This is a genomic window from Paracoccus sp. L-17, assembly GCF_056857655.1.
In genome coordinates, this window is the sequence record NZ_JBSXNM010000039.1 from 59,855 (window position 1) to 85,477 (window position 25,623).

Sequence of the window (25,623 nt, forward strand, 5' to 3'; positions counted from 1 at the left end):
GCCGATACAAAGCCTTACATCTTTCCGCTTGTCAATAAATCAATTTGCTTGATTAATACCCGGCAGGAGGATCTCTGAATGCCGAGCGCAGACGTGACCAGCGGCGATCGCAGCCGGAACGAGCGGCTGATCCTGTCGGTGATCCGGCGCCACGGACCGCTGTCGCGCGCGGCGCTGGCCCAGGCAATGGACTTGTCGCCGCAGGCGATCACCAACCTCAGCCGCAAGCTGATCGAACAGGGCTTTCTGGCGCAGGAAAAGGTCGTGCGCGGCAAGGTCGGTCAACCTTCGACGCCGCTGGCGCTGGCGCCGGACGGGGCCTGGTTTCTGGGGCTGAAGCTGGGTCGCAGACTGGCCGAACTGGCGCTGGTCGATTTCACCGGCCAGACGAAACTTCACCGCCAGGAGATATCATCCTATCTGCACCCCCAGCGGGTTCTGGGCTTCGCGCGGCACGGGATCGCCACCTTCATGGCCAATCTGCCGCGATCAGCGCACCGCCGGATCGCCGGCCTCGGCATCGCCACACCCTTCCGATTGTGGGATTGGGGCGCCGAGATGGCCGCCTGGAAGGATCACGATCTGCGCGCGGAACTGGCCCGGGATCTGCCTTTTCCGGTCTTTCTGGAAAACGATGCGACCACCGCATGCGGGGCCGAACTGATCTTCGGCCGCCAGAACCTTCCCGCCGATTTCCTGCACATCTACATCGCGCATTTTCCGGGTGGCGGATTGGTCCTGGACGGCAAGCTGCGCTTCGGGCCGCAACGCAACGCGGCCGCACTGGGATCGATTCTGGTGCCCGATGGCGGACAATTGTTGGAACGCGCCTCGGTCGCCTCGCTTGAGGCGCGGCTTGGCCGGGCCGTGCATCCCGACGATTCGGCCTGGGACGTTCCCGAGGCGATCGAGGCGGAATGGGCCGAACAGGCCGGACGCGCGTTGGCATTCGTGTCCCTGGCGGCGGTGTCGATCGCCGATCTGCCGCTGGTGGTCATCGACGGCGCGGTACCGCCCGCGACCCGCGCCCGGCTGGTCGCGGCGACGCGACATGCGATGACGGCCCTGCCCCGCGAAGGCATCGTGCCGCCCGAGGTGATCGCGGGCAGCCTTGGCCGCAATGCCCGCGTCCTGGGTGCCGCCGCGTTGCCATTGTCGCATTTCTTCCAGCCCGACGGCCAGCTTGGCTGAGACCGCGCCCATCCGTCGGCGGGGTGCGGTCACGATCGCGGTTGACACCGCCGGCACGGCCTCTATAAGCGCGCACTTCATTGGTGTTGGTGGCCCCCGCAAGGGGATGCCTGTCGGGCCTGAAGCCAGAGGACAACGCCCTTCACATGAAGGAAGGAGATCAGCCGTGACCAAACGCACGTCTGCCAAGTACAAGATTGACCGCCGCATGGGCGAAAATATCTGGGGCCGCGCCAAATCGCCGGTCAACCGCCGCGAATACGGTCCCGGCCAGCACGGCCAGCGCCGCAAGCAGAAGCTGTCGGATTTCGGCACCCAGCTGCGCGCCAAGCAGAAGCTCAAGGGCTATTACGGCGATCTGACCGAAAAGCAGTTCCGCCGCATCTATGCCGAGGCCGAGCGCGTCAAGGGCGATACCGGCGAGAACCTGATCGGCCTGCTGGAACGGCGTCTGGATGCCGTCGTCTATCGCGCCAAATTCGTGCCGACCATCTTCGCCGCGCGTCAATTCGTCAACCACGGTCATGTCGAGGTGAACGGCAAGCGCGTCAACATCGCCTCCTATCGTGTCAAGGAAGGCGACGTGATCTCGATTCGCGAACGTTCGCGCCAGCTGGCCATCGTTCTGGAGGCCGTCGGCCTGCCCGAGCGTGACGTGCCGGATTATCTGGAAGTGGACCACAACAAGATGACCGCGACCTTCGTGCGCATCCCGGCCCTGGGCGACGTGCCGTATGCCGTGCAGATGGAGCCGAACCTGGTCGTCGAATTCTACGCGAAGAACTGATCTTCGCCGACACCCGATCCTCAAGGGCCGCATCTTCGGATGCGGCCTTTTTCGTCGTGCCGATGCGGCAGGGTATGGTGCGGCAGCCCGCGACGATTTCGATATTGGCTTCATAGGCCTCGTGGTATCATCGCCGCACTTTGCGCCCTTTCCCTGCCACGAGACCGGAGGCCGGGATGGCCCGACGCGATATCTCGTTCTGTTCGTTCAACCTGCTGAACCTTCAGCTGCCGGGCCGCGCGGTCTATTCCGACAGGGACGGCTGGCCCCAGGATGTCTATCGGCGCAAGATCGACTTTACCGCGCGGGCCCTGGCCCGGATGGAGGCCGATCTGTTCGGCTTTCAGGAATTATGGGCGCCGGAAGCCTTGCAGGAAGCAGTGGATCAGGCCGGCCTGGGCGAAAGCCATGTCATGATCGCGCCACCCGATCATCCGGGCACGCGGATCACCTGCGCGGCGGCGGTGCGCCGTCACATGCTGGTGGGAGATCCGGACTGGATCACCGATTTTCCGCCCGAGCTCGTGTTGCGCTCGACCGGGGACGATCCGCAGCAGCCCCGGATCTCGGTGGCGCTGGAGGGGTTTTCGCGGCCCGTCCTGCATCTGCGCGTGCAGCCCGATCCCTCGACCCCGGTGATCGAGGTCTTCGTGTGCCATTTCAAATCCCGGCGCCCGGCCGAGATCTGGCGCGAAGGCGACTGGTATGACCGCGAGATTCACGGCCCCCACGCCAATGCGCTCGGCTACGCCATCTCGACCATCCGACGCACCGCCGAGGCGGCGGCGCTGCGGGTCATCATGACGCGGCTGGCAAAGGGTTCGGACAATCCCGTCGTCGTGCTGGGCGACATGAATGACGGCAAGGATTCGAACACGCTCAACCTTCTGACCGAACAGCCGCGATATCTGACCGCGCTGTCGCGCGGCGGTGGCGACAACGCGCTCTACACGGCGCAGGTCCTGCAGGAATACCGCTCGGTCCGCGATGTCTATTATACCCATATCTATCAGGAGCAGCACGACAGCCTGGACCATGTGCTGGTCAGCGAGCAGTTCTATGACAATTCGCGCAAGCGGCTGTGGCGATTCGACGACATGCTGCTGCTGAACGACCACCTTGACTGGAACGATCACAAGACCAGCGGCAGCAACGACCACGGTATCGTTCTGGCCCGTTTCAGATGGTCGCCCCCGACGCCCGCCATGCCCGTCCTGTGACGGCGCCGGCAGCGTCCACTTTCCTTGCCCCCGTTCCCCCGCTATGAGGGCGGCGAATGACGGGGGAGACGGGCATGACAGGGATCGAACCGCAGCCGGGCATCATGGAGATCGCACCCTATGTCAGCGGCGAAAGCCGACTGGCGGGCCATGACGATGTGCTGAAACTGTCCTCGAATGAAAATCCCCTGGGGTGCAGCCCGGCCGCGCGGGCCGCCTTTGCCGCGGCGGCGCCGGATCTGCACCGCTACCCCGCCACCGACCATGCCGCCCTGCGCCGGGCGATCGGCGAGGTTCACGGGCTGGATCCGGACCGCATCATCTGCGGTGTGGGATCGGACGAGGTGCTGCAATTCGTCGCCCATGCCTATGCCGGGCCGGGCGACGAGATCATCACCACCGAGCATGGCTTTTCGATGTATCCGATCCTGGCGCGGATGGTCGGCGCGATCCCCGTCACCGTGCCCGAGGCTGTGCGCCGCATCGACGTGGACGCGATCCTTGGCGCCGTGACCGAACGGACGCGCATCGTCTTCATCGCCAACCCCGCCAACCCGACCGGCACCATGCTGGGCGCGGACGATCTGTCGCGGCTGGCCGAGGGGCTGCCGCCGCGGGCGATCCTGGTCCATGACGGAGCCTATACCGAATTCGCGGATGGCTTTGACGGCGGCGCCTCGCTGGTGGACCGGCATCCGAACGCGTTCATGACGCGGACATTTTCCAAGATTCACGGGCTGGGCGGGCTACGGATCGGGTGGGGCTACGGCGTGCGCGGCGTGATCGATGTTCTGAACCGGATCCGCCAGCCCTTCAACCTGTCCAGTGCCCAGATGGCGGCGGCCGAGGCCGCGGTCCGCGACACCGCCTTTCGCGACCATTGCGCCGACCTGAATGCAAGGATGCGCCGGCGGATGCGCGAATCGCTGATCCAGATGGGGATCGGCTGCGACGAGAGTTTCGCCAATTTCGTGCTGGCCCGCTTTGCCGATCCGGACGAGGCCGAAGCCGCCGATGCCGCCCTGCGCGGTGACGGCATCCTTGTCCGTCGCGTCGGCGGATATGGCCTGCCCGCCGCGCTGCGCATCACGCTGGGCGACGAAATCGGCACGACGCGCGTGATCGACAGCCTCGGCCGTTTCATGGCCGCGCGGAGACCGGCATGAGCGTGATCTATGACCGTGTGGCCCTGATCGGTCTGGGGCTGATCGCGGGCTCGATGGCCCATGCGATGCGAAAGGCCGGATTGGCCGGCGAGATCGTCGGCCATGCCCGCAGCGATGCCACGCGCAGGACCGCGCGCGAGATCGGATTGTGCGACCGGATCGAGGACAGCGCCGACAGGGCCGTCGCGGGCGCGGATCTGGTGGTGCTGGCGGTGCCGGTCGGCGCCATGGGCGATGTCGCGGCCACGATCGCGCCGCATCTGAAACCGGGCGCGACGGTAACCGATGTCGGCTCGGTCAAGCAGGCGGTCATCGACGCTGTCGGCCCGCATATCCCGAACGGCGTGCATTTCATTCCCGGTCATCCCCTTGCGGGCACCGAACATTCCGGCCCCCGCTCAGGTTTCGCGACACTGTTCAGGAATCGCTGGTGGCTGCTGACCCCGCTGCCCGGCAGCGATCCGGCAGCGGTGGCGCGCCTGTCGGATCTGGTCCGCGCCATGGGCGCCAAGACCGACAGGATGGAGCCGGGCCATCACGATCTGGTGCTGGCCGTGACCAGCCATGCGCCGCACCTGATCGCCTATACGATGGTCGGCGTCGCCGATCATCTCAGCCGCGTCACCGATGAAGAGGTGATCCAGTATTCGGCCGCCGGGTTCCGCGACTTCACCCGCATCGCCGCCAGCGATCCGACCATGTGGCGCGACGTGTTCCTGCACAACAAGGAGGCGACGCTGGACATTCTGGGCCGCTTCACCGAAGAGCTGTTCGTGCTTCAGCGCGCGATCCGCATGGGCGACGGCCAGCAGCTGTTCGATTATTTCAGCCGCACCCGTGCCATCCGCCGCGGCATCATCGAGGCCGGCCAGGATACCGGGGCGCCCGATTTCGGCCGCGGCCACGACGACGCACCCCGGGGATCCTGAGCCGTCTTTCATCCCGCGCCCCGCTCGCCTAGATTTGGAGCATGGCAAGGGACTTTCGGAAACCGGCTTGGGTCTTCGGCTACGGATCGCTGATGTGGGATCCGGGCTTTCAGCCGCTTGAGACCGTGAAGGCGCGGCTTGACGGCTATGCGCGACGTTTCTGCCTGCGATCCGTGCGCCATCGCGGCACCGCGGAGGCGCCGGGGCTGGTGCTGGGCCTCGACCCCGACGATTCGGCCCATTGCAGGGGCCTCGCGCTTGCCATCGACCCAGTGCAGCATGACGAAGTGATGGCCTATCTTCGCGCGCGCGAGATGGGCACCGAAGCCTATCGCGAGGCGATCGTCACGCTGACGCTGGAAGATGGCCGCCGCGTCGAGGCCCTGGCCTATGTGATGCGCTGCGATCATCCCCAATATGCGGGTGACCTGGGCGCGGACGAACAGGCGCGGATCATCGCCGGAGCTCATGGCGGCCGGGGTCCGAATGCCGATTATCTGTTCAACACCGCCCTGCATCTGGCCCGGATCGGCCTGCCCGACAGCGCCATGGACCAGCTTTCCGACCGGGTGCGGCGGCTGATCGCGACGAGGCAGCCCTCACGAGAGGGCTGAGCATCGGTTTACCCTGACCGTCGGATCGCTTGGCAAGCGTCCGGTCGCGCCCTACACTCGTGCGTGTACGAGGATGCCGGGAACGGGAATGCCAAGCCTTGCGTGAACAGGACAGCGGCCCAGAACCCGCCGGGACCGGCAGCGGCCCGGCCCGGCCCGGCAGGTTGAGTCTGCCAAGCCGCCGGATTACCGCAACACGCGGCACCGGCGCCGCCAGCCCGTCCCATCCGCATTTCTCGCAACCGGTCCGGCAGATCATGCTGATGCTGACGGTGCTGGCGCTGGTCCTGGCCGGCGGCTGGATCGCCTATGGCCGGATTCTGCCCATCTTCATGGCCAATCGCTGGCTGAACGGACTGATCCTGACCGTCTTCGGACTGGGCGTGCTGGCCTGTTTCTGGCAGGTCGGCCAGCTTGTCCGATCGGTCAGCTGGATCGAACGGTTCGCCTCTCGCCGGCGCAACGCGGTGGAAAAGGGCGTCGCGGCGCGTGGCATGGGCGACAGCGACGTGCCGCCGCGCCTGCTGGCGCCCCTGGCGGCGCTGCTGGGAACCCGCGGGCCGGCAGGCGGCGTGATCTCGACCGGTTCGGCGCGGTCGATCCTCGATTCCGTCGCGACGCGGATCGAGGAATTGCGCGACATCACGCGATACCTGTCCAATCTTCTGATCTTCCTTGGCCTTCTGGGCACCTTCTATGGCCTCGCCACCACCGTTCCGGCGGTCGTGGACACGATCCGGGCACTGGCCCCACAGGAAGGCGAAAGCGGCATCGCGGTCTTCGACAAGCTGATGGGCGGACTTGAAGCGCAGCTCGGCGGCATGGCCACGGCCTTTTCGTCGTCGCTTCTGGGTCTGGCCGGATCGCTGGTCGTGGGCCTGCTGGAACTGTTCGTCACTCATGGCCAGAACCGCTATTACCGTGAGCTGGAAGAATGGATGTCGGGCTTTACTCGCGTCTCGCTGGGCTCGACAGAGGGCGAGGGGGCGAATGATGCCGCCATCGCGGGCTTTCTGGAACAGATGGCCGACCAGATGGAGCGGTTGCAGCAATACCATGCCGAACGCGATGCCGGCCGCGACGACGCCGCCGCCATGGCGGATGAACGCATCGTGGTCATGGCCGAGGCGCTGGAGGCGCTGGTCCGCCGGGCCGAGGCCGAACGGGAATCGACCGTGGCCCGCGCGGCCAGCCTCAGCGGCGCGCTGAACCGTGTGGCCGAGGGTCAGGAAAGGCTGGTCGAACTGGCGCAATCGCGCGCCGATCAACCGGCGCCGGTTCCGCCCGACCTGTCGGGAATCGAAACCGCGCTGCAACGCATGGTCGCCGATCTGAACGAGGGCCGGGACGAGATGCTGGCCGAACTGCGCTCGGACATCCTGGTGCTGACACGGGCGGTGCGCGCGGCGCGGTTCGGCGATCCGTTCCGCGACGATCTGCTGCACGATCCGCTGATCGACCGGGGCGCACGCTAGATCATGGCACTGCGCCGGGCATCCTCGGTCAATCGCTTCTCGGCCACGATCTGGCCGGGTTTCGTGGATGCGATGACGGCCCTGTTGATGGTGCTGATGTTCGTGCTGACGATTTTCATGGTGGTGCAGTCTGTGCTGCGCGAACAGATCACCACGCAGGACGACACGATCACCCGGCAGGACCGGAAACTGTCGCGTCAGGAACAGCAGATCGACCAGCTTGGCCAGCGCGTCGCCGCGCTTGGCGAGGCCCTGACCGCGTCGGAAGGGCGCGAGGCGGCGCTGCAGGACGAGACCCTGCGTCAGTCCCAACGCGCCCAAAACGCCGAAAGGTCGCTGGATCAGGCCCAGGCCGAGGCGCGCGACAGGGCGGCGCGGATCACCCGGTTGAACAACCAGCTTGATGCCAGCAGAACCCGGCTGGACGAGGCAAGATCGCGGCTGACGGATTTCGAGGCCGAGGTGGCGGCCCTGATGGCCGCGCGTCAGCAGGATCGCATCGAGGCCGAGGCGCGGCAGGCCGATCTGCAAACGCAATTGTCCGATCAGCGGGACCGCGCGTCGGCGGCAGCGCTGGCCGTCGCCCAGGCCCGCAACGAGATCGACGCCAAGACCGAACAGGCGCGTCTGGCGGCGGCGCGGCGCGATGCTCTGGAGGCCCTGGTCGCCGATCTGCGGCGTCGCAATGCCGATGCGGGTCAGGACAAGGTCGCCCTGCAGGCCGATCTGACCGCCGCGCAGTCGCGCCTGTCCGAGGCCGAGGCCGCGCGGCTGACCGAGGCCGAGGCTGCCAGGGCGCTGCGCGCGCGGCTGGAAGGCGCCGATGCCGAACTGACCGCGATGACGCTGTCGCTGGAAGAAAGCCGCAAGAAGGCCGAGGACACGCTGACGCTTCTCGCCGCCGCCGAAAACGCGCGCGACCGGCTGTCGAACGAGGTCCGCACGAACGCTGCCCAGACCGAACGGCAGGCCGCGCTGCTGGCAAAGGCGCGCGAGGAGCTGGACCAGAGCCAGCAGATCTCGCAGGACAGTCAGCGCCGGGTCGCGCTGCTGAACGAACAGGTTGCATCGCTGACCTCGCAGCTTGGATCGTTGCAGGCGCTGCTGGAAACGGCGGGCGATGATCAGAAACAGGCCGAAGTGAGGGTCGAGACGCTGGGCCGGCAGTTGAACGCCGCCCTGCTGCGCGCGGCCGAGGAAAAAGAGCGCCGGCTGGCCCTGGAACGGGAGGCACGCAGCAAGGCCGAGGCAGAAGCCAAGGATCTGGCCCGCTATCGGTCGGAATTCTTCGGGCAATTGTCGCAGATCCTGTCGGGGCGCGAGGGGGTGAAGGTGGTCGGCGACCGCTTCGTGTTCCAGTCCGAGATTCTCTTTCCTCCGGGCGAAGCCAGCTTGTCGCCCGCCGGCCGCGCCCAGATCGCCGGCGTCGTCCGGATGCTGGGAGACATCGCCGACAAGATCCCGCCCGAAATCGACTGGATGATCCGCGTGGACGGTCATACCGACAGCACGCCCCTGTCGGGCACGGGCCGCTACCGGGACAATTGGGAACTCAGCCAGGCCCGTGCACTGGCCGTGGTGCGCTTCATGATCGACGAATTGCAGTTTCCGGCAAACCGCCTGGCGGCGACGGGATTTGCGGATACCCGTCCCATTACCGACGGCGCCTCGCCCGAGGCCCGCGCCCAGAACCGCCGGATCGAGCTGAAACTGACCGAGCGCTGAGGGCGCCTTGCCTCGGCTCAATGCCCTGCCGTCTGCGAGAACAGGTTGACGACGATCACGCCCGCAACGATCAGCCCCAGCCCGATGACGGCCGGCAAGTCAAGCCGCTGATGAAAGACGAAAAGGCCGATCAGCGCCACAAGCACGATGCCAAGCGCACTCCAGATCGCATAGGCGACGCCCAGGGGCAGGACACGCAAGGCCAGTGACAGCAGGTAGAAGCTGGCCAGATAGCAGATGGCCATGCCCAGTGTCGGCCACAACCGGCTGAATTGCTGCGAGCGTTGCAGAAGCGAGGTGCCAACCACTTCCAGCGCGATCGCCATGGCCAGGGGCAGGTAGGGCGATGCCATCACCCCGCCCTGTCGGCTACTTTGGCCGAATCGTCCAGGCCGGCCAGTTGCTTCATGTAGCGTTCGATCTCGGAATTGATTTCGGCCCCGACCAGCACGATCATCGCGGCCAGCCACAGCCACATCATCAGGCCGATCACCGCGCCGAGCGAGCCGTAGGTTTCATTGTAATTGGCGAAATTGGCGGCATACCACGAGAACAGGATCGAGGTGACGACTAGGGTCACGGCGGCAAAGATCGCACCGGGCGAAATCCAGCGCCAGCGGCGGTTGGGCACCGCCGGCCCCCAGCGATAGACTGCCGCCAGCGCCACCAGCAGCACCAGGAACATGATCGGCCAGCGGATGAAGCTGATCAGCCTTTCGCTGGTATCGCTGAGCGGCAGCCACGCAAGCAGGATCGGGATGACGGCGATCACGCCCAGCATCAGCATCAGCAGCAAAAGTCCGCCCAGCGTAAACCCCATCGCGACCAGATTCAGCCGGACGAAGCTGCGGGTCTCTTTCTGAAAGAATGCCACGTTCAGCGCCGACAGCAGCGCCTTCATCCCGCCATTCGCCGAATAGAAGGCAACCAGCAGGCCGACGATCCCGGCCAGCGAAAGCGCGCCCGAGGGCGAGGTCGCGATGGCTTCGACCTGGCGCGAAATGATGTCCAGCGCGCCCTGAGGCAGGAAACGGTTCAGCACCTCCAGATGACCAGCGATCGAGGAAGGGTCGGCCACCAGTCCATAGATCGACACGAAGGCCGTGATCGCGGGAAACAGCGACAGCAGGCCGAAGAAGGTGACACCGCCCGCCACGGCCGTCACACGGTCGACGCCGATCTGCCCGAAGGTCCGCTTGACGATCGTGGCCACATCGCGAAAGCCCAGATCGCCCAGATGAGGCATCTTGCCGCCAAGGTCTCTCCGGATGGCGGGGGGATCGACCGTCCCGGAGGCGGTCGGCAAACCGTAATCGCGACGGGTCTGGTCGTCCAGCTCCCCGATCAGGGCATCCAGAACGGATCTGCGCGCCCCGCTGCCATCAGTATTCTGTGTCACCATGCGCTCAACCCTGCCCTGTCGGATCGGCGCTCACAAGCGATGCTGCCGGGAATCGTCGGGCCTGCGTGGCATGGAAGCCTCATCCTGCTGGGCGGGGGGCGGATTTCCACGCACGGCTTCGCGCACCGCGTCGGCCGCGGCGGCGAATTCCGCGACGATGCCGCTGGCTTGTGCGGCCACACCGCGAAAGGCCTGGAATGCTGTCAGCAGCGATTGGGCAACCCCTTCGAGCCCGGAAGACAATTCAGAGGCCGTCCGCGTCAGTTCCTCGGCAGCATTGCGACGCCGTGGCGGATTGCGATCGCGCGCCGCCTCGGCCCGAAGGCGCGCCGACTCTGCGCGATCCTGACGGGCCTGTTCACGGGTGCGACGGCGGATCGCCTCGCGTTCATCCTCATCCAGTGCCGAAAAACGCGGCGCCAGCCTGGCGTCGTCTCGAATCGTGGCCCTTCCCGTCCGGGGCCGATCGGATTCCGGGATGCCCACGATCTTGCGCGCCGCCATCAGCGTGCCGGCCGTGACGCCGGCCACGCCCAGCCCGACGCCGCCCCAGACGATGATCTTGGCGCTGAGCGACGGGCCGCGAGCGGCGGCGCGGCGGCTGGCTTTCAGTGCCCGCAGCGGATGGCTGCCGGGGGGGCGATGACCTTCTGGGACCGGCCGGGGGCCAAAGCGGGTCTCGCTGGTGCGGTCGGCTTCGGTCAGGTGGTTCGGGTCGTCTTCGCTGTGATGCATCGCGGCAATCCTCGTCCTGGCGGAAAAACTTGCCTGATCAACCGCCAGCCCCGCCCGAATGTTCCGCAGCCGCGCGCGCAGAAATCTTGCCCCCGGCCCGCCACCCCGCTATGCCGCAGCCAGCCACGAAGGAGCCCGCCATGATCCCGCGCTATTCCCGCCCCGACATGACCGCGATCTGGTCGCCCGAGACGAAGTTCCGGATCTGGTTCGAGATCGAGGCTCATGCCTGCGACGCGCAGGCCGATCTGGGCGTGATCCCGCGCGAGAACGCGGAGGCGGTCTGGCGGGCGAAGGACGTCCAGTTCGACGTTGCCCGGATCGATGAAATCGAGGCCGTGACCAAACATGACGTGATTGCCTTCCTGACCCATCTGGCCGAACATGTCGGCAGCGATCACGCCCGCTTCGTGCATCAGGGCATGACCTCTTCCGACGTTCTGGACACGACGCTGAACGTCCAGTTGGTGCGAGCCGCCGACATTCTGCTGGCCGATCTGGACCGCGTTCTGGCGGCATTGAAGAAACGCGCCTATGAACACAAGAACACGCTGCGGATCGGCCGCAGCCACGGCATCCATGCCGAACCGACCACGATGGGCCTGACCTTCGCTCGGTTCCATGCCGAGATGGCGCGCGGTCGCGCCCGGATGGAACGGGCCCGCGACGAGGTTGCAACCGGCGCCATCTCCGGCGCGGTCGGCACCTTCGCCAATATCGATCCGGCGGTCGAGGAACATGTCTGCGCAAGGATGGGGCTTCGTCCCGAACCGATCAGCACGCAGGTGATTCCGCGCGATCGCCATGCGATGTTCTTTGCCACGCTGGGCGTGATCGCCAGCAGCATGGAAAACATCGCCATCGAGATTCGCCACATGCAGCGGACCGAGGTTCTCGAGGCCGAGGAATATTTCAGCCCCGGCCAGAAGGGCAGTTCCGCCATGCCGCATAAGCGCAATCCGGTCCTGACCGAAAACCTGACCGGTCTTGCGCGGCTGGTACGGATGGCGGTGATCCCGGCGATGGAGAACGTCGCCCTGTGGCACGAACGCGACATCAGCCATTCCTCGGTCGAACGCGGCATCGCACCCGACGCGACGATCACGCTGGATTTCGCGCTGAACCGGCTGGCCGGGGTGATCGAGAAGCTGGTGATCTATCCCGAGACGATGCTGGCCAACATGAACAGGTTCAAGGGTCTGGTGATGTCGCAGCGCGTGCTTCTGGCGCTGACCCAGGCCGGCGTCTCGCGCGAGGATGCCTATCGCCTGGTGCAGCGAAACGCCATGAAGGTCTGGGAGGAAGGCAAGGATTTCAAACAGGAATTGCTGGCCGATCCGGATGTGACCGCGGCACTGAGCCCGGACCAGATCGAAGAGAAATTCGATCTGGGCTATCATACCAGACATGTCGATACGATCTTCCGCCGCGTATTCGATTCAAATCTTGGGTAATTATTCCCGGCGCCGGTAACGGCCTGTTAGCCAGATCCTGCCAGATTGGCCCGCATGACAGATGACGGACCGACCAGGGGGCAGCAGACGATGACCGGGGCAAGACTGAGCCAGCGGCAGAAAGCCGCGGTGATCGTGCGGCTTCTTCTGGACGATGACGAGGCGTCCGGCCTTGCGCGGCTGGACAGCGACAGTCAGACATTGGTGGCCGAAGAAATGGCGCGGATGGAACTGGTGGACCGTGACACCCGCGACGCCGTCATCACCGAATTCTGCGACCGGCTGGAATCGGTGGGCGTGACCTTTCCCGGCAATCTCGACGGCACGCTGGCGATGCTGGGCGCACGATTGTCGGAAGACAGCGTTGACCGGCTGCGGCGGCTGTCGGCGATGTCCGGCAAGGGCGATCCCTGGACCCGCCTTGCCAGCCAGCCCGTCAATCGGCTTATCGCGGTGGCCAATTCGGAATCGGTCGAAATCGTCGCGCTGATGCTGGCCAAGCTGCCGGTTTCGAAGGCGTCCGAGACATTTTCCGCCCTGTCGCGCGAACGTGCGCATGAGGTTGCGCAGGCAATCTCGATGACCGGCGGCGTCAGCGCACAGGCCCTGCATCGCGTGGGTCTGGTGCTGCTGCAGGCGGCCGAGGCCCTGCCGCGACCGGCGATCGAAACCCCGGCCAGCGAACGGATGGGGGCGATTCTGAATTTCGCCGCCGCTGATCTGCGCGAAGAGGTTCTGGACAATCTGGACCGGCAGGATGCCGACTTCGCCGGCGGCGTGCGCCGCGCGATCTTTACCTTCGATCACATCCCGCGCCGTGTCCAGGCCCGCGACTTGCCGCGCATCGTCCGCGAGGTCGAGCAGCCCGTGCTGCTGCGCGCGTTGTCAGCCGGTTCCGATGCCGACGCGGCGGCTGCCGAATTCATCCTTTCGAACCTCTCTCAACGCATGGCCGACGGATTGCGCGACGAACGCGAGGGACTGAGCAACCTTCGCCCCGCCGAAATCGAGGAGGCGACGAAACAGGTGGTGACGGTCATCCGCAGGCTGGAAACCGAAGGTGAGATCACGCTGATCCCGATGGCCGAGGAGGAAGATAACTGACCCCCGGCCGATTGGCGCGGAGAATCCTGTCACCACCGCGATCATTCTGGCGGACTGCAACCGAAGGACCCGGCGGAACGACACGGCCTCTTGCGTCGCCGGACCGGCGATCCGATAAGATCTGCCGGAGCCTGCCTTGACCAACCTGATCGCGTATATTCTGTTTGCCCTGATCGTCGCGATTTTCGCCGCCGATCATTTCCTTCTGAACCTGGGACTGCCGGTCATGGTCGGCAAGGCGATGGATCGCTTTATCGAATATCTCAGCTTCTGGCGCTGAAAGCCTTGGGCCCGGTGCAAGGGCTATGGGGTGGCCTCGTGACGAAGTTCGCAACAACGAGGGATTTGCATCCGCGAGAAGCGCAGGCTAGAGCATGGCGCAACGTCATCTGGTCGGGAGAGATAACCATGGCAGTCAAGGTCGCCATCAACGGTTTCGGTCGCATCGGGCGCAACGTGCTGCGCGCCATCATCGAATCGGGCCGCACCGATATCGAGGTGGTCGCCATCAATGATCTGGGCCCGGTCGAGACCAATGCCCACCTTCTGCGCTATGACAGCGTGCATGGCCGCTTTCCGGCCACGGTGACGGTCAGCGGCGATACGATCGATGTGGGTCGCGGCCCGATCAAGGTCACCGCGATCCGCAATCCGGCCGATCTGCCCTGGGCCGAAATCGACGTCATCATGGAATGCACCGGCATCTTCGCCTCGAAGGAGAAATGCCAGCCGCATCTGACGACCGGCGCCAAGCGCGTGCTGATCTCGGCCCCCGGCGAAGGCGCCGACAAGACCATCGTCTTCGGCGTCAACGATGACACGCTGACGGCCGAGGATCTGGTCGTCTCGAACGCAAGCTGCACCACCAATTGCCTGGCGCCCGTCGCCAAGGTGCTGAACGACGCGATCGGCATCGACCGCGGCTTCATGACCACGATCCATTCCTATACCGGCGACCAGCCGACGCTGGACACGATGCACAAGGATCTGTATCGCGCCCGCGCCGCCGCCTTGTCGATGATCCCCACCTCCACCGGCGCCGCAAAGGCCGTGGGCCTGGTGCTGCCGGAACTCAAGGGCCGTCTGGACGGTGTGGCGATCCGTGTGCCGACACCCAATGTCTCGGTCGTCGATCTGGTCTTCGAGGCCAAGCGCGAGACCAGCGTCGAGGAAATCAACCAGGCGATCAGGGCCGCCGCCGATGGATCGCTGGACGGTATTCTGGGCTATACCGAGGAAAAGCTCGTTTCGTCGGACTTCAACCACGATCCGCGTTCCTCGGTATTCCACATGGACCAGACCAAGGTCATGGAAGGCAAGCTGTGCCGCATTCTGACCTGGTATGACAATGAATGGGGCTTTTCGAACCGCATGTCCGATACGGCGGTCGCGATGGGCAGGCTGATCTGAAACCGGGACAGCCGGAAAAGTGCCGCGGCGGGGCTATGGCCCCGCCGTTTTCATCTGGTCCTTCAGGTCTTTATTCCAGATAGATCATCTTGCGTGTCATGCCGCCATCGACCACGAAGTGCTGACCGGTCACGAAGCCTGCCTCCTCGCTTGAGGCGAGGTAGGCGACCAGCGCCGCGATGTCCTGCGGCGTGCCGACGCGGCCGACCGGATGCTGTGCCTTGTCGCTCCGCGAATGATCCGGGTCGCTGCGCTCTGACCGCTTCTGCCAAGGGCCGGTCTCGATCCAGCCGGGCAGGATGCAGTTCGCGCGAATCTGCGGCCCCAGACTGATGGCCAGCGCATGGGTCAGCGCACAGAGTCCGCCCTTGGCTGCGGCATAGGCTTCGCAATCGGGTTCCGACTGCAAAGCCCGTGTCGAGGCGATGGTGACGATGGAACCGCGCGCCCGGCGCAACAGCGGCACGGCGCCGCGAATGCACAGGAACGCGCCGGTCAGATGGCTGTCCTGCCATTCTCGCCATTCCGACAGCGACAGATCCTCGACCGGCCCGCTGACAGGATCGGCGATACCCGCATTCGAGACCAGAAGATCCAGCCCTGCCCCGGCCAGCCAATCAGCCAGCGTCGCGAAACCCTGATGAACGGATGCCTCATCGGCCACATCCACGGGCAGCGCAAGACTGCCTGGAAGCGTGTCCGAGACCTCATCAACCGCCTCGGCGTCCTTGTCGAAGATCGCGACCTTCCAGTCGTTCTCGACCAGTCGGTCGGCGATGCCGCGGCCAATCCCCTGAGCCCCACCGGTAATCAGTGCTGTGCGTGTCATCCCTGTCCTCACCCTGGTCCGGCGGCAAAACACGCCAGGGGCCGAACCCGTTCCCGGTCAGCGCCGGCTGCGGGTCAGACGGCGCGAATTCGCGCGGGTGCGCTTGCCATAGGGGCGCAGGCCGGCGGAAAGAACGCGATCGGCGCTGGCTCCGCTGCCGGCGACGCGGACCATGGCAAAGATCGCCTCGGATGCCGCCGCCTGCTTCTCGGCGATCATGCGAAGCGGTTCGCCCGGCGACTGGACCATCAAGCCCATCATGCCCGCCATGCGCAACCCGATCACCGTCTGCGATTCGATGGAAAGCCGTGCCATCTGCGCCCAAAGGCGCATGGGATTGCCTGCTACCTGACCAATATTCAACGAATTCATGCCATCCCGTCCTGATTATTGCAGAATGTGCATAACACGCTGCTGAGTCAATGTGGGACGGGCGGGCGGCAAGGACAAGGCACTGTTTCAAGGCGACACCGCGAAATCGGATCGCGCATGCTTGGCAACCGTCTGCTGCCGTGTATAGAGGCAGGCATCATGACCGACAGCCTGACCCTCCGCCGCCCCGACGATTGGCACCTGCATCTGCGTGACGGCGCGATGCTGGACGCCGTGGCGCCCCATTCCGCCGGTTTCGGCCGCGCGATCATCATGCCGAATCTGGTGCCTCCGATCGTGACCGGTGCCGAGGCCGCCGCCTATCGCGACCGCATCCTGGCCGCGCTGCCCGAAGGCAGCGCGCTTCAGCCGCAGATGACATTGTATCTGACCGACACGACCGATCCGGCGGATGTGGTCGCCGCACATCGAGACGGGATCATCCGCGCGGTCAAGCTGTATCCGGCCGGGGCAACCACCAATTCCGCCAGCGGCGTGACCGACATGGCCCGGATCCGGCCGGTTCTGGACGCGATGGCCGAGGCGGGCATTCCGCTTTGCGTTCACGGCGAGGTCACCGACGCGGAGGTCGATATCTTCGACCGCGAGGCCGTCTTCATCGACCGCGTGCTGGATCCGATCCGTCGCGCCACCCCCGGCCTGACCGTCGTGATGGAGCATATCACCACCAGCGACGGCGTGGCCTATATCCGTGACGGCGGCCCCGGTCTGGGCGCCACGATCACCACGCATCATCTGGTCATCAACCGCAACGCCATCCTCGCAGGCGGCATTCGACCACATTATTACTGCCTGCCGGTGGCCAAACGCGAATCGCACCGCCTGGCGCTGCGCGAGGCCGCGACCAGTGGCGAGGGGCGGTTCTTCCTGGGCACCGACAGCGCGCCGCATCCCGACCGCGCCAAGCTGCAACCCTGCGGCTGCGCCGGCTGCTTTACCGCGCCCAACACGATGTCGATCCTGGCTCATGTCTTCGAGGAAGAAGACGCGCTGGACCGGCTGGAAGCCTTTGCCAGCCTTAACGGCGCCGCCTTCTATGGTCTGCCCGCCAACGAGGACCGCATCCGACTGGTCAAGCGCGATGTGCCGGCCCGATATCCGGCCACGATCACGGCGGGCAAAGAGACCGTGACGGTCTTCGATCCCTTCTTCACGCTGTTCTGGCACCTGGAGGATTCATGAGCCTGCCCTACCCCGCGCGCGAGGAAATCGCCCGGCTCTCGGCCCGGATGCTGCTGGAAATCAAGGCCGTCGATTTCAACGCCGAGACGCCGTTCACCTATGCCTCGGGGCTCAGGGGGCCGACCTATGTCGATTGCCGCCGGATCGTCAGCTTTCCGCGCGTGCGCCAGACGCTGCTGGATTTCATGGCCGCGACGGTGATGCGCGATGCCGGTTTCGAGGCTTTCGACAATATCGCGGGCGGCGAGACGGCAGGCATTCCCTTCGCCGCCATGATGGCCGAACGCATGGCCCTGCCGATGACCTATGTGCGCAAGAAGCCGAAGGGCTATGGCCGCAATGCCCGAATCGAGGGCGTGATGGAGGAGGGCCAGCGGGTGCTGCTGGTCGAGGACCTGACGACCGACGGCGGCAGCAAGCTGTCCTTTGTCGATGCCATCCGCGAAACCGGCGCAACCTGCGCGCACACGGCGGTGATCTTCTACTACGGTATCTTCCCCGAAACGACCCGGCGACTGGCCGATCACGGCGTCAGGCTGCACCATCTCTGCACCTGGTGGGACGTGCTGGCCGAGGCCCAGGCCGCGCAATCCTTCGACGACCGGACGCTTGCCGAGGTCCGCACCTTCCTGACCGATCCGCGCGGCTGGCAGGCGGCGAATGGCTGACGGGCCGGCTTATCCACAGCCTGTCCACAGGATATCCCGATAGCCGCGCCTGTCCCGATATGAGATAAACGCCCAAACAAGAATCGGCGGGGGCAGCGAGATGAACGGTTTGCGGGCGATCATTCCGGGGCAGGATTCGGCAGCCGAGGAAAAGGCCGCCATCCCCTATTCGCTGGAGGCCGAACAGCAATTGCTGGGCGCGCTTCTGACGAACAACGATGTCTTCGACCGGGTGACGCAGGTCATCAAGCCGGAACATTTCTATCACCCTGTCCATGCCCGCATCTTCGAGATTTGTTCCGAACGGATCCGCAAGAATGCGCTGGCCAGCCCGGTGACGATCAAGGCGTTCCTGGAAAACGACGAGGGGCTGAAGGAACTGGGGGGGCCGGCCTATCTGGCGCGCATGGCCAGCGCCGCGATCTCGGCCTATGCGGCGCGGGATTATGCGCAGATGATCCGCGAATTCGCGCTGCGGCGCGAACTGATCCAGTTGGGCCATGACATCTCGTCGCGCGCCTCGACGGTCGAGGTGGGCGACGATGCCGAGGAACAGATCAAGGTCGCCGAACAGACGCTGTATCAACTGGGCGAACAGGGTGTGGCGGAGCGCGGATTCCAGTCCTTCCTGAAGGCGGTGACGGGTGCGGTTCAGGTGGCCAATGCCGCCTATCAGCGGGACGGCAAGCTGTCCGGGATTTCGACCGGGCTCGTGGATCTGGACGGCAAGATGGGCGGTCTGAACAATTCCGACCTGATCATCATCGCCGGGCGTCCCTCGATGGGCAAAACCTCGCTGGCAACCAATATCGCCTTCAACATCGCCCGCGCGCACAAGCAGGGCGAACGCGCCGACGGCACCCATGGCACGATCGAGGGCGGCGTGGTCGGCTTTTTCAGCCTCGAGATGTCGGCCGAGCAACTGGCCGCACGGATCCTGTCCGAAGCCGCCGAGGTGCCCAGCGAAAGAATCCGGTCGGGCAATATGGACGAGGGCGAGTTCCGCCGTTTCGTCGAGGCTGCCCATGCGCTTCAGAACTGCCCGCTTTACATCGACGACACCCCCGCCCTGCCGATCAACCAGCTTGCCGCCCGCGCGCGCAAGCTGAAGCGGGTGCATGGCCTGGATGTGCTGATGGTGGATTATCTGCAGCTTCTGAAAGCCGCATCCGCCAAGGACAGCCGCGTCAACGAGGTCAGCGAGATCACGCAGGGGCTGAAGGCCGTCGCCAAGGAATTGAACATCCCCGTCATCGCCCTGTCGCAGCTGTCGCGTCAGGTCGAGAATCGCGAGGACAAGCGCCCGCAGCTTTCCGACCTGCGCGAATCAGGGTCCATCGAACAGGACGCCGATATCGTGATGTTCGTGTTCCGCGAGGAATATTATCGCGAACGTGAAAAACCCTCGGACAGCGATCTGGATGCGATGGCGAAGTGGCAACAGATCATGGAACAGGTCCATGGCAAGGCCGAGGTAATTCTGGGCAAGCAGCGCCACGGCCCCATCGGCACGGTCGAACTGTCCTTCGAGGGCCAGTTCACGCGTTTTGGCAACCTGGCGAAGGACCGTCAGAGCCAATGGGACTGAACCCGCCCGTTCCGGCCACGCGGCAGGTCTGCTTGCCGCTGACCTGTTCGGGCGCGTGGTTCGTGTTCCATGACCGGAACTGATCGCGGCAAACGGACTGCGCCGCATATCCTGACGCTGATCGCGCTATCGGGCGTCGCCGCGCTGTCGATGAACGTGTTCCTGCCCTCGCTTCCCGGCATGGCACGGGACTTCGGCGTGGATTATGCGATCATGCAGCTTTCGGTTTCGGCCTATATCGGGGCCAGCGCGGTGCTGCAATTGCTGGCCGGGCCGGTCAGCGACCGCTATGGCCGACGACCGGTCGTGCTGGTGGGCCTCGTGATCTTCCTGCTTGCCACGCTTGGAACGCTGACGGCACGCGATGCGGGGCTGTTCCTGCTGTTCCGGCTGATCCAGTCTGCAATCGCCGTCTGCATGCTGGTCCCGCGCGCCGTCGTGCGCGACATGTTCGATGGCAACCGCGCGGCCTCGATGATCGGCTATGTCACGATGGGCATGTCGGTGGTGCCGATGATCGCGCCGGTAATCGGCGGGGTTCTGGACGAGGCCTTCGGCTGGCGCGCGAATTTCGCCGTCATGGGCCTGCTGGGACTGGTGGTTCTTGCCGTCTCCTGGCGTGATCTGGGCGAGACCGTGCGCGGCGGCGGCATCCCCTTGCGCGAACAGGTCGCCAATTACCCTGTGCTGGCGCGGTCCGTTCGCTTCTGGGGTTATTGCGGGGCGGCGACCATGGCGTCCGGCAGTTTCTTCGCCTATCTGGGCGGCGCGCCCTTCGTGGGCGGGCAGGTCTTCGGCCTGAGCCCGGCGGAAGTGGGTTACTTCTTCGCCGCGCCCTCGATCGGATACCTGACGGGCAATTTCCTGTCTGGCCGCTTCTCGGCGATGCTGGGTCTGAACAGAATGATCCTTTACGGCACGGCGATCAGCCTCGCGGCTTTGTTCCTGTCGCTGATCACGACGCTGACGGGCCTGACGAATCCCTGGACATTTTTCGGAGCGATTGCCGTCATGGGGCTGGGCAACGGCCTGGTTCTGCCCAACGCCAATGCCGGCATGATGAGCGTCCGCCCGGAACTGGCTGGCACCGCCAGCGGTCTGGGCGGGGCGCTGGCCGTCGCCGGAGGCGCCGCCCTCTCGGCCCTGGCCGGGGCGCTGTTGCAGCCCGGCTCAGGCGCCACGCCGCTGCTGACCATCATGGTGATGTCGGCGGCGGGCTCGCTGGCCTCGATCCTGTGGGTGCTGCGGCGCGAAAGACGCTTGGGGACGATCCGGCACACCACAACCGGATCTTAATCCTTCTGGTCCATGGTGCGGCCATGTCGAACCTCGCCCGATCCTTTCCGCCAGCCCGCCCCGCACCGTCGCGGGCGCTTGCCGGGCGCCCTTTGCAAAGGCTACAGCCTGCTTTGCAAAGAACGGGGGCGATCATGGCGGTTCAGAAAATCTATGCGGGTACATCCCTGCGCGAAACCCGCGCCCGGTCAGGGTTGACCCAGCGGGTCTTCGCGGAACGGCTGGGGATCTCGTTGCCCTATCTGTCGCAGATGGAGAACAATCACCGTCCGATCTCGGCCGGGGTGCTGCTGCGGCTGGCACAGGAATTCGGCGTCGATCTGACCACGCTTTCGGCGGGCGATGCGGAACGCATGGTCATCGACATGCAGGAGGCCCTGGCCGATCCGATCTTCGACACCGCGCCGCCGCTGAATGATCTGCGTCTGGCCGCGACGAACGCGCCCAGTCTGGCGCGCGCCTTTCTGGACCTCTACCGCGCCCACCGGCAGGGACAAGAGCGGCTGGCCGCCCTGGACGAGGCGATCGGCGCGGCCGGGCAGAATGCGCTTTCGACCCCGTGGGAGGAGGTCCGCGACTTTTTCCACTATTGCGACAATTACATCGACGCGGTGGACCGTGCGGCCGAACGGTTCGCCTGCCCCGACGGCGTGCGGGCCGATCCATGGCAGGCGGCGGTCTCGGCCCTGGCAAAATCGGGCATCCGCATCCGCGAGATGGAATTGCCCGCCAATGCCGTGTTCCGGCGCAGCGGCAACGAAATTCACCTCAATGCCGCAGCCGAATCCGCCACCCGCGTCTTCCAGCTTCTGCACCTGGTGGCGGTGGAACGCCAATCCGACCTGCTGGAGGCAATGCTGGATCTGGCCCGTTTCCGTGACCCCGCCGCGCGAGAGATCGCCCGCGTCGGGATGGCCAACTACTTTGCCGGCGCCGCTCTGATGCCCTACCGCGCCTTCCTGGCGGCCGCGCAGGCGGAACGGCACGATCTGGAGCGGCTGGCGCATCTTTTCGGCGCCTCGCTGGAACAGGTCGCACATCGCCTGTCAACCCTGCAGCGGCCCGGCGCGAAAGGCGTGCCATTCTTCTTCGTCAGGGTCGATCAGGCGGGCACGATCACCAAACGTCATTCCGCCACGCGCCTGCAATTCGCGCGTTTCGGCGGCGCATGTCCGCTGTGGAACGTCCACCGCGCCTTTGAACAGCCCCGGCATTTCCTGCGGCAACTGGCCGAAACACCCGACGGCGTCCGCTATCTGCTTCTGGCGCGCGACGTGTCGAAACATGCGGGCGCCTTCGATGCCCCTGTGCGCCGCTTTGCCATCGGCCTGGGCTGCGAGATCGGTCACGCGGGCAAGCTCGTCTATGGCGACGGCCTGGATCTGTCCCGCCCGCGGGCGTTCGAGCCGATCGGCATCTCGTGCCGGATTTGTCCGCGCAGGGATTGTCACCAGCGCTCGGTTCCGCCGATCGATCGGCCCCTGCGCATACCAACCGACCGAAACGGGCCGCTTCCCTATGAAATTGCGTGAAGACTTTGGCGAATGGCTGCCGGTTTCGGCGGAATCCCGCCCGCAAAGGCATGTATCCGCGCATCTGCAACGGGCCCGGCGGATGACCTGTTGCCATCAGGGCACAGGTCTTGTTTACCGACCTCCGAATGGAACCAAAGCGATCCGGCCAGACTGGAAACAGGGTCGCGGGACCGGGGGACTGGACTTGTCGAAGAAGTTGCTGAATGGCCTGAACGCCTCACTTGAACGTCTTCTGCCCGAACAGCGCCTGTTCCTTCGATCCGATGACAGCACCCGCTTCCTGCGCCTGCGCCCCGTGACCCAGCTTGTCGGAATCGGCGGGGCGACACTGGGCCTTGGCTGGATGCTGGTGGCAAGTTCGATCCTCGTGATCGATGCGGTCAGTTCCGGATCCTCGCGCGAACAGATGCTGCGTGTCCAGGCCGCGTTCGAGGAACGCCTGGATCAGCTGTCTGCGGAACGCGATGCCCGTGCGGCCGAGGCGGTGGCGGCGCAGAGCCGCTTTTCGGTGGCGCTGGATCAGGTTTCGCAGATGCAGTCACAGCTTCTGGCATCGGAAGAAAAACGGCGAGAGCTGCAAAGCGGTCTGACCACCGTGCAATCGACCCTGCGTGACGCGATCGGCGAGCGCGACGGATCCCTGCATGCCGCCGGCGCCGCCGACAGCCCGTCCGGCGATGCGGACCGAAGCAAGGATGTCACCGTCGCGCTGGACATCCTGTCGGGCGAGCTTCGCGACACCGCACAGGCACGGACCAAGGCCCAGAAGGACGCGGCCGAAGCGCGCGGCGAGGCCGAAAGAATGGCCGCCGAACGCGACGCGATCGTGGCCCGAAACGACGAAATCCTGGCCCAGGTCGAGGATGCCATGTCGGTTTCGGTCGAACCGCTGGACAAGGTTTTCCGCGCGATCGGGGTGGACCCCGATGACATGCTGTCGGAAATTCGCAAGGGCTATTCCGGCCAGGGCGGTCCGCTGACGCCGATGTCCTACTCGACCCGCGGCGACGCGGCGCTGCGCCAGGGCGAGACCAAGGCGAACCAGATCCTCGTGACGCTGGACCAGATCAACACCTATCGCATTGCGATGGAAAAGCTTCCTTTCGCGACGCCGCTGAAGGCCTCTTACCGGCTCACTTCGAGCTTCGGTCGTCGCTGGGGGCGGATGCATAATGCGTTGGACATGGCCAGCCCGACCGGCACCAAGGTCTATGCGCCCGGCGACGGTGTCGTGATATTCGCCGGCCGGCAGGGGGCATATGGCAACCTGATCAAGATCGAACACGAACTGGGCGTCGAGACACGCTATGCCCATCTGTCGAAAATTGGCGTGAAGGTTGGGCAAAGGGTGTCGCAAGGCGACCCGATCGGTGATATTGGCAGCACCGGACGCTCGACCGGGCCGCATCTTCATTACGAAGTGCGCATGAAAGGCCGGGCGGTGGACCCGATGAGTTTCATCAAGGCAGCAAGCAATGTTCAGTAAGACCCGCGTGACCGAAAACCGTCCTCAACAGAATGCCGCCGCCGCAGGCGACGAGCCCGTCAAAGCCCCCGCCCCGGCGCAGGAACAGCGTGCCTCGGGTGGCGAGACCGCGGCGACCCCGCAGCCCCCGCGCAAGCAGGCAAGCCCGTCGGTCCTGTCCTCGGACCTGATCGTAACCGGCAATATCCGCACCGACGGCGATATCCAGATCGAAGGCAAGGTCGAAGGCGACGTGCGCGCCCGCCAGTTGACGGTGGGCGAAACCGCTACGATCAACGGCGAGATCATGGGCGACGAAATCATCGTGAACGGTCGCGTGGTCGGCCGGGTGCGCGGGCTGAAGGTCCGGCTTTCGGCCGCGGCCCGGGTCGAGGGCGACATCATCCACAAGACCATCGCCATCGAATCGGGTGCGCATTTCGAAGGCTCGGTCCAGCGTCAGGACGATCCCCTGGCCGATGGCGCGACCAAGAAACTGGCCCCGCCCGCAGGCAATTGAAGACCGCCGGCACGGCTTTTGTGATTGGCCTGCGTGACCGGCCGTTTCGCCACCCCGCGCCCGGCCTGACGCGGAACCGGCGCCGTTCTCGGCAGCCATGACGGGTCCGCGCACCATCCTGATCACCGGCGCTGGCAGCGGGATCGGCCGGGCCACTGCGCGGCATTTCCTGCGCGCGGGTTGGCGCACGGGTCTGATCGGACGTCGGCGTGCGGCGCTGGAAGACACGTCCGAAGACGCGGCCAATGCGCTGATCCTGCCCTGCGATGTCAGCGCGGAAGCAGAGGTCCGGCAGACATTCGATCGGGCCATGGCGGCCTGGGGTCGGCTGGACGTCCTGTTCAACAATGCCGGACAGGCGCTGGCGGCGGCCCTGCCCGATGCGGTTTCGGCCAGCGACTTTCGCCGCATCATCGACGTCAACGTGACCGGCATGTTCCTGTGCGCAAGCGCCGCTTTTCGCATCATGCGCGATCAGGACCCGCAAGGCGGACGGATCATCAACAACGGGTCGATCTCGGCCCATGCGCCACGTCCGGGTTCGATCGCCTATACGACCTCCAAACATGCCGTGACCGGCCTGACGAAATCGCTGTCGCTGGACGGACGGCCCTTCGACATCGCTTGCGGCCAGATCGACATCGGCAATGCGGCCAGCGAATTGCTGGCCCAGGTCAGCCGGCGTCAGGCCGAGCCCGAACCGATGATCGATGTCGCCACCGTGGCTGATGCGGTGCTGCACATGGCCTCGGTTCCGGATGGTGCCAACGTTCAGTTCATGACCGTGATGGCCACCAGGATGCCCTTCATCGGACGCGGCTGATCGAGACTGACAGCGGCGTCCGCGGGGGCTGCCGCAACCATGCCGGCCGCGGCCGGTCGTCGGGGCGGTCTGGCGCGGGGTCAGGCAGGGGCCGGCTTGGCGGCATGGGGAT

Annotated in this window: 25 protein-coding genes; 20 read left to right on the forward strand and 5 right to left on the reverse strand. The window is 65.4% G+C overall.

All coding sequences use genetic code 11. The features are described from left to right. Positions 1-78: 78 nt before the first annotated feature. The 8 genes from AC13CR_RS10410 to AC13CR_RS10445 all read left to right on the forward strand — a co-directional run bounded on the left by AC13CR_RS10410 (position 79) and on the right by AC13CR_RS10445 (position 9,107). A complete protein-coding gene (locus tag AC13CR_RS10410) occupies positions 79-1,191 on the forward strand; it encodes an ROK family transcriptional regulator (RefSeq protein WP_292957001.1) in 1,113 nt (370 codons plus the stop codon). 166 nt (positions 1,192-1,357) lie between these two features. Then, positions 1,358-1,978: a 30S ribosomal protein S4 gene (rpsD, locus tag AC13CR_RS10415; RefSeq protein WP_292956998.1), complete on the forward strand. Its 621-nt coding sequence runs from the start codon at positions 1,358-1,360 to the stop codon at positions 1,976-1,978. Positions 1,979-2,154: 176 nt separating this feature from the next. Then, positions 2,155-3,198: an endonuclease/exonuclease/phosphatase family protein gene (locus AC13CR_RS10420; RefSeq protein WP_292956995.1), complete on the forward strand. Its 1,044-nt coding sequence runs from the start codon at positions 2,155-2,157 to the stop codon at positions 3,196-3,198. A 74-nt stretch (positions 3,199-3,272) separates the two neighbouring features. Then, positions 3,273-4,364, forward strand: coding sequence for a histidinol-phosphate transaminase (hisC, locus tag AC13CR_RS10425; protein WP_335661635.1), 1,092 nt, complete (start codon positions 3,273-3,275; stop codon positions 4,362-4,364). Beyond that, positions 4,361-5,293, forward strand: coding sequence for a prephenate/arogenate dehydrogenase family protein (locus tag AC13CR_RS10430; RefSeq protein WP_292956989.1), 933 nt, complete (start codon positions 4,361-4,363; stop codon positions 5,291-5,293). The genes hisC and AC13CR_RS10430 overlap by 4 nt, the downstream gene beginning before the upstream one ends. 41 nt (positions 5,294-5,334) lie before the next feature. Then, positions 5,335-5,907, forward strand: a complete 573-nt coding sequence (locus tag AC13CR_RS10435) for a gamma-glutamylcyclotransferase (protein WP_292956987.1) — start codon at positions 5,335-5,337, stop codon at positions 5,905-5,907. A 257-nt stretch (positions 5,908-6,164) separates the two neighbouring features. Beyond that, complete coding sequence (locus AC13CR_RS10440; RefSeq protein ID WP_292956984.1) at positions 6,165-7,382, forward strand: biopolymer transporter ExbB; 1,218 nt, start codon at positions 6,165-6,167, stop codon at positions 7,380-7,382. Positions 7,383-7,385: 3 nt separating this feature from the next. After that, the gene (locus AC13CR_RS10445) at positions 7,386-9,107 is read left to right on the forward strand and encodes a peptidoglycan -binding protein (protein ID WP_292956981.1); all 1,722 of its coding nucleotides are present in this window, start codon (positions 7,386-7,388) and stop codon (positions 9,105-9,107) included. Between the two features lie 17 nt (positions 9,108-9,124). On the opposite strand, the gene AC13CR_RS10450 is transcribed toward AC13CR_RS10445, so the two are convergent. Genes AC13CR_RS10450 through AC13CR_RS10460 form a run of 3 tightly spaced genes read right to left on the reverse strand, consistent with a single transcriptional unit; the run spans position 9,125 to position 11,244 of the window. After that, positions 9,125-9,460 (reverse strand): SMR family transporter, encoded by a 336-nt coding sequence (locus AC13CR_RS10450; protein WP_292956978.1) that lies wholly within the window; start codon positions 9,458-9,460, stop codon positions 9,125-9,127. After that, positions 9,460-10,509, reverse strand: a complete 1,050-nt coding sequence (locus tag AC13CR_RS10455) for a YihY/virulence factor BrkB family protein (RefSeq protein ID WP_292956975.1) — start codon at positions 10,507-10,509, stop codon at positions 9,460-9,462. The genes AC13CR_RS10450 and AC13CR_RS10455 overlap by 1 nt, the downstream gene beginning before the upstream one ends. A 30-nt stretch (positions 10,510-10,539) precedes the next feature. After that, entirely contained in the window at positions 10,540-11,244 is a 705-nt protein-coding gene (locus AC13CR_RS10460; protein ID WP_292956972.1) for a hypothetical protein, read from the reverse strand. Positions 11,245-11,384: 140 nt separating this feature from the next. On the opposite strand from AC13CR_RS10460, the gene purB reads away from it, so the two are divergent. The 4 genes from purB (at position 11,385) to gap (ending at position 15,212) form a co-directional block, all read left to right on the forward strand. Next, positions 11,385-12,698: an adenylosuccinate lyase gene (gene purB / locus AC13CR_RS10465; RefSeq protein ID WP_292956970.1), complete on the forward strand. Its 1,314-nt coding sequence runs from the start codon at positions 11,385-11,387 to the stop codon at positions 12,696-12,698. A 54-nt stretch (positions 12,699-12,752) separates the two neighbouring features. Further along, positions 12,753-13,802 carry a FliG C-terminal domain-containing protein gene (locus AC13CR_RS10470; RefSeq protein WP_335661639.1) on the forward strand — a complete coding sequence of 350 codons (1,050 nt, stop codon included), beginning with the start codon at positions 12,753-12,755 and terminating at the stop codon, positions 13,800-13,802. 136 nt (positions 13,803-13,938) lie between these two features. Then, positions 13,939-14,082, forward strand: a complete 144-nt coding sequence (locus tag AC13CR_RS10475) for a hypothetical protein (RefSeq protein WP_292956964.1) — start codon at positions 13,939-13,941, stop codon at positions 14,080-14,082. Between the two features lie 128 nt (positions 14,083-14,210). Further along, the gene (gene gap / locus AC13CR_RS10480; RefSeq protein WP_292978840.1) at positions 14,211-15,212 is read left to right on the forward strand and encodes a type I glyceraldehyde-3-phosphate dehydrogenase; all 1,002 of its coding nucleotides are present in this window, start codon (positions 14,211-14,213) and stop codon (positions 15,210-15,212) included. A 70-nt stretch (positions 15,213-15,282) separates the two neighbouring features. Here gap and AC13CR_RS10485 read toward each other — a convergent pair whose 3' ends face one another. Both AC13CR_RS10485 and AC13CR_RS10490 read right to left on the reverse strand, forming a co-directional pair. Continuing rightward, complete coding sequence (locus tag AC13CR_RS10485) at positions 15,283-16,041, reverse strand: SDR family oxidoreductase (RefSeq protein ID WP_292956958.1); 759 nt, start codon at positions 16,039-16,041, stop codon at positions 15,283-15,285. A 57-nt stretch (positions 16,042-16,098) separates the two neighbouring features. Further along, the gene (locus AC13CR_RS10490; RefSeq protein WP_292956955.1) at positions 16,099-16,356 is read right to left on the reverse strand and encodes an antibiotic ABC transporter; all 258 of its coding nucleotides are present in this window, start codon (positions 16,354-16,356) and stop codon (positions 16,099-16,101) included. Positions 16,357-16,572: 216 nt separating this feature from the next. Between AC13CR_RS10490 and pyrC the strand changes: the two genes are divergently transcribed. The 8 genes from pyrC to AC13CR_RS10530 all read left to right on the forward strand — a co-directional run bounded on the left by pyrC (position 16,573) and on the right by AC13CR_RS10530 (position 25,511). Then, a complete protein-coding gene (gene pyrC, locus AC13CR_RS10495; RefSeq protein ID WP_292956952.1) occupies positions 16,573-17,616 on the forward strand; it encodes a dihydroorotase in 1,044 nt (347 codons plus the stop codon). Next, complete coding sequence (locus AC13CR_RS10500; protein ID WP_292956949.1) at positions 17,613-18,284, forward strand: orotate phosphoribosyltransferase; 672 nt, start codon at positions 17,613-17,615, stop codon at positions 18,282-18,284. The genes pyrC and AC13CR_RS10500 overlap by 4 nt, the downstream gene beginning before the upstream one ends. Positions 18,285-18,384: 100 nt before the next feature. Further along, positions 18,385-19,872 (forward strand): replicative DNA helicase, encoded by a 1,488-nt coding sequence (locus AC13CR_RS10505; RefSeq protein ID WP_292956946.1) that lies wholly within the window; start codon positions 18,385-18,387, stop codon positions 19,870-19,872. A 69-nt stretch (positions 19,873-19,941) separates the two neighbouring features. Beyond that, positions 19,942-21,168 carry a multidrug effflux MFS transporter gene (locus tag AC13CR_RS10510; protein WP_446232318.1) on the forward strand — a complete coding sequence of 409 codons (1,227 nt, stop codon included), beginning with the start codon at positions 19,942-19,944 and terminating at the stop codon, positions 21,166-21,168. Between the two features lie 134 nt (positions 21,169-21,302). Beyond that, on the forward strand, positions 21,303-22,700 hold the full coding sequence (locus AC13CR_RS10515; protein ID WP_292956940.1) for a helix-turn-helix domain-containing protein: 1,398 nt from the start codon (positions 21,303-21,305) through the stop codon (positions 22,698-22,700). Positions 22,701-22,887: 187 nt separating this feature from the next. Next, the gene (locus AC13CR_RS10520) at positions 22,888-24,189 is read left to right on the forward strand and encodes a DUF5930 domain-containing protein (RefSeq protein WP_482900818.1); all 1,302 of its coding nucleotides are present in this window, start codon (positions 22,888-22,890) and stop codon (positions 24,187-24,189) included. Next, the gene (locus tag AC13CR_RS10525; protein ID WP_292956934.1) at positions 24,179-24,688 is read left to right on the forward strand and encodes a bactofilin family protein; all 510 of its coding nucleotides are present in this window, start codon (positions 24,179-24,181) and stop codon (positions 24,686-24,688) included. The genes AC13CR_RS10520 and AC13CR_RS10525 overlap by 11 nt, the downstream gene beginning before the upstream one ends. A gap of 97 nt (positions 24,689-24,785) precedes the next feature. Next, complete coding sequence (locus AC13CR_RS10530) at positions 24,786-25,511, forward strand: SDR family oxidoreductase (protein ID WP_292956931.1); 726 nt, start codon at positions 24,786-24,788, stop codon at positions 25,509-25,511. The last annotated feature ends 112 nt before the right edge of the window (positions 25,512-25,623 follow it).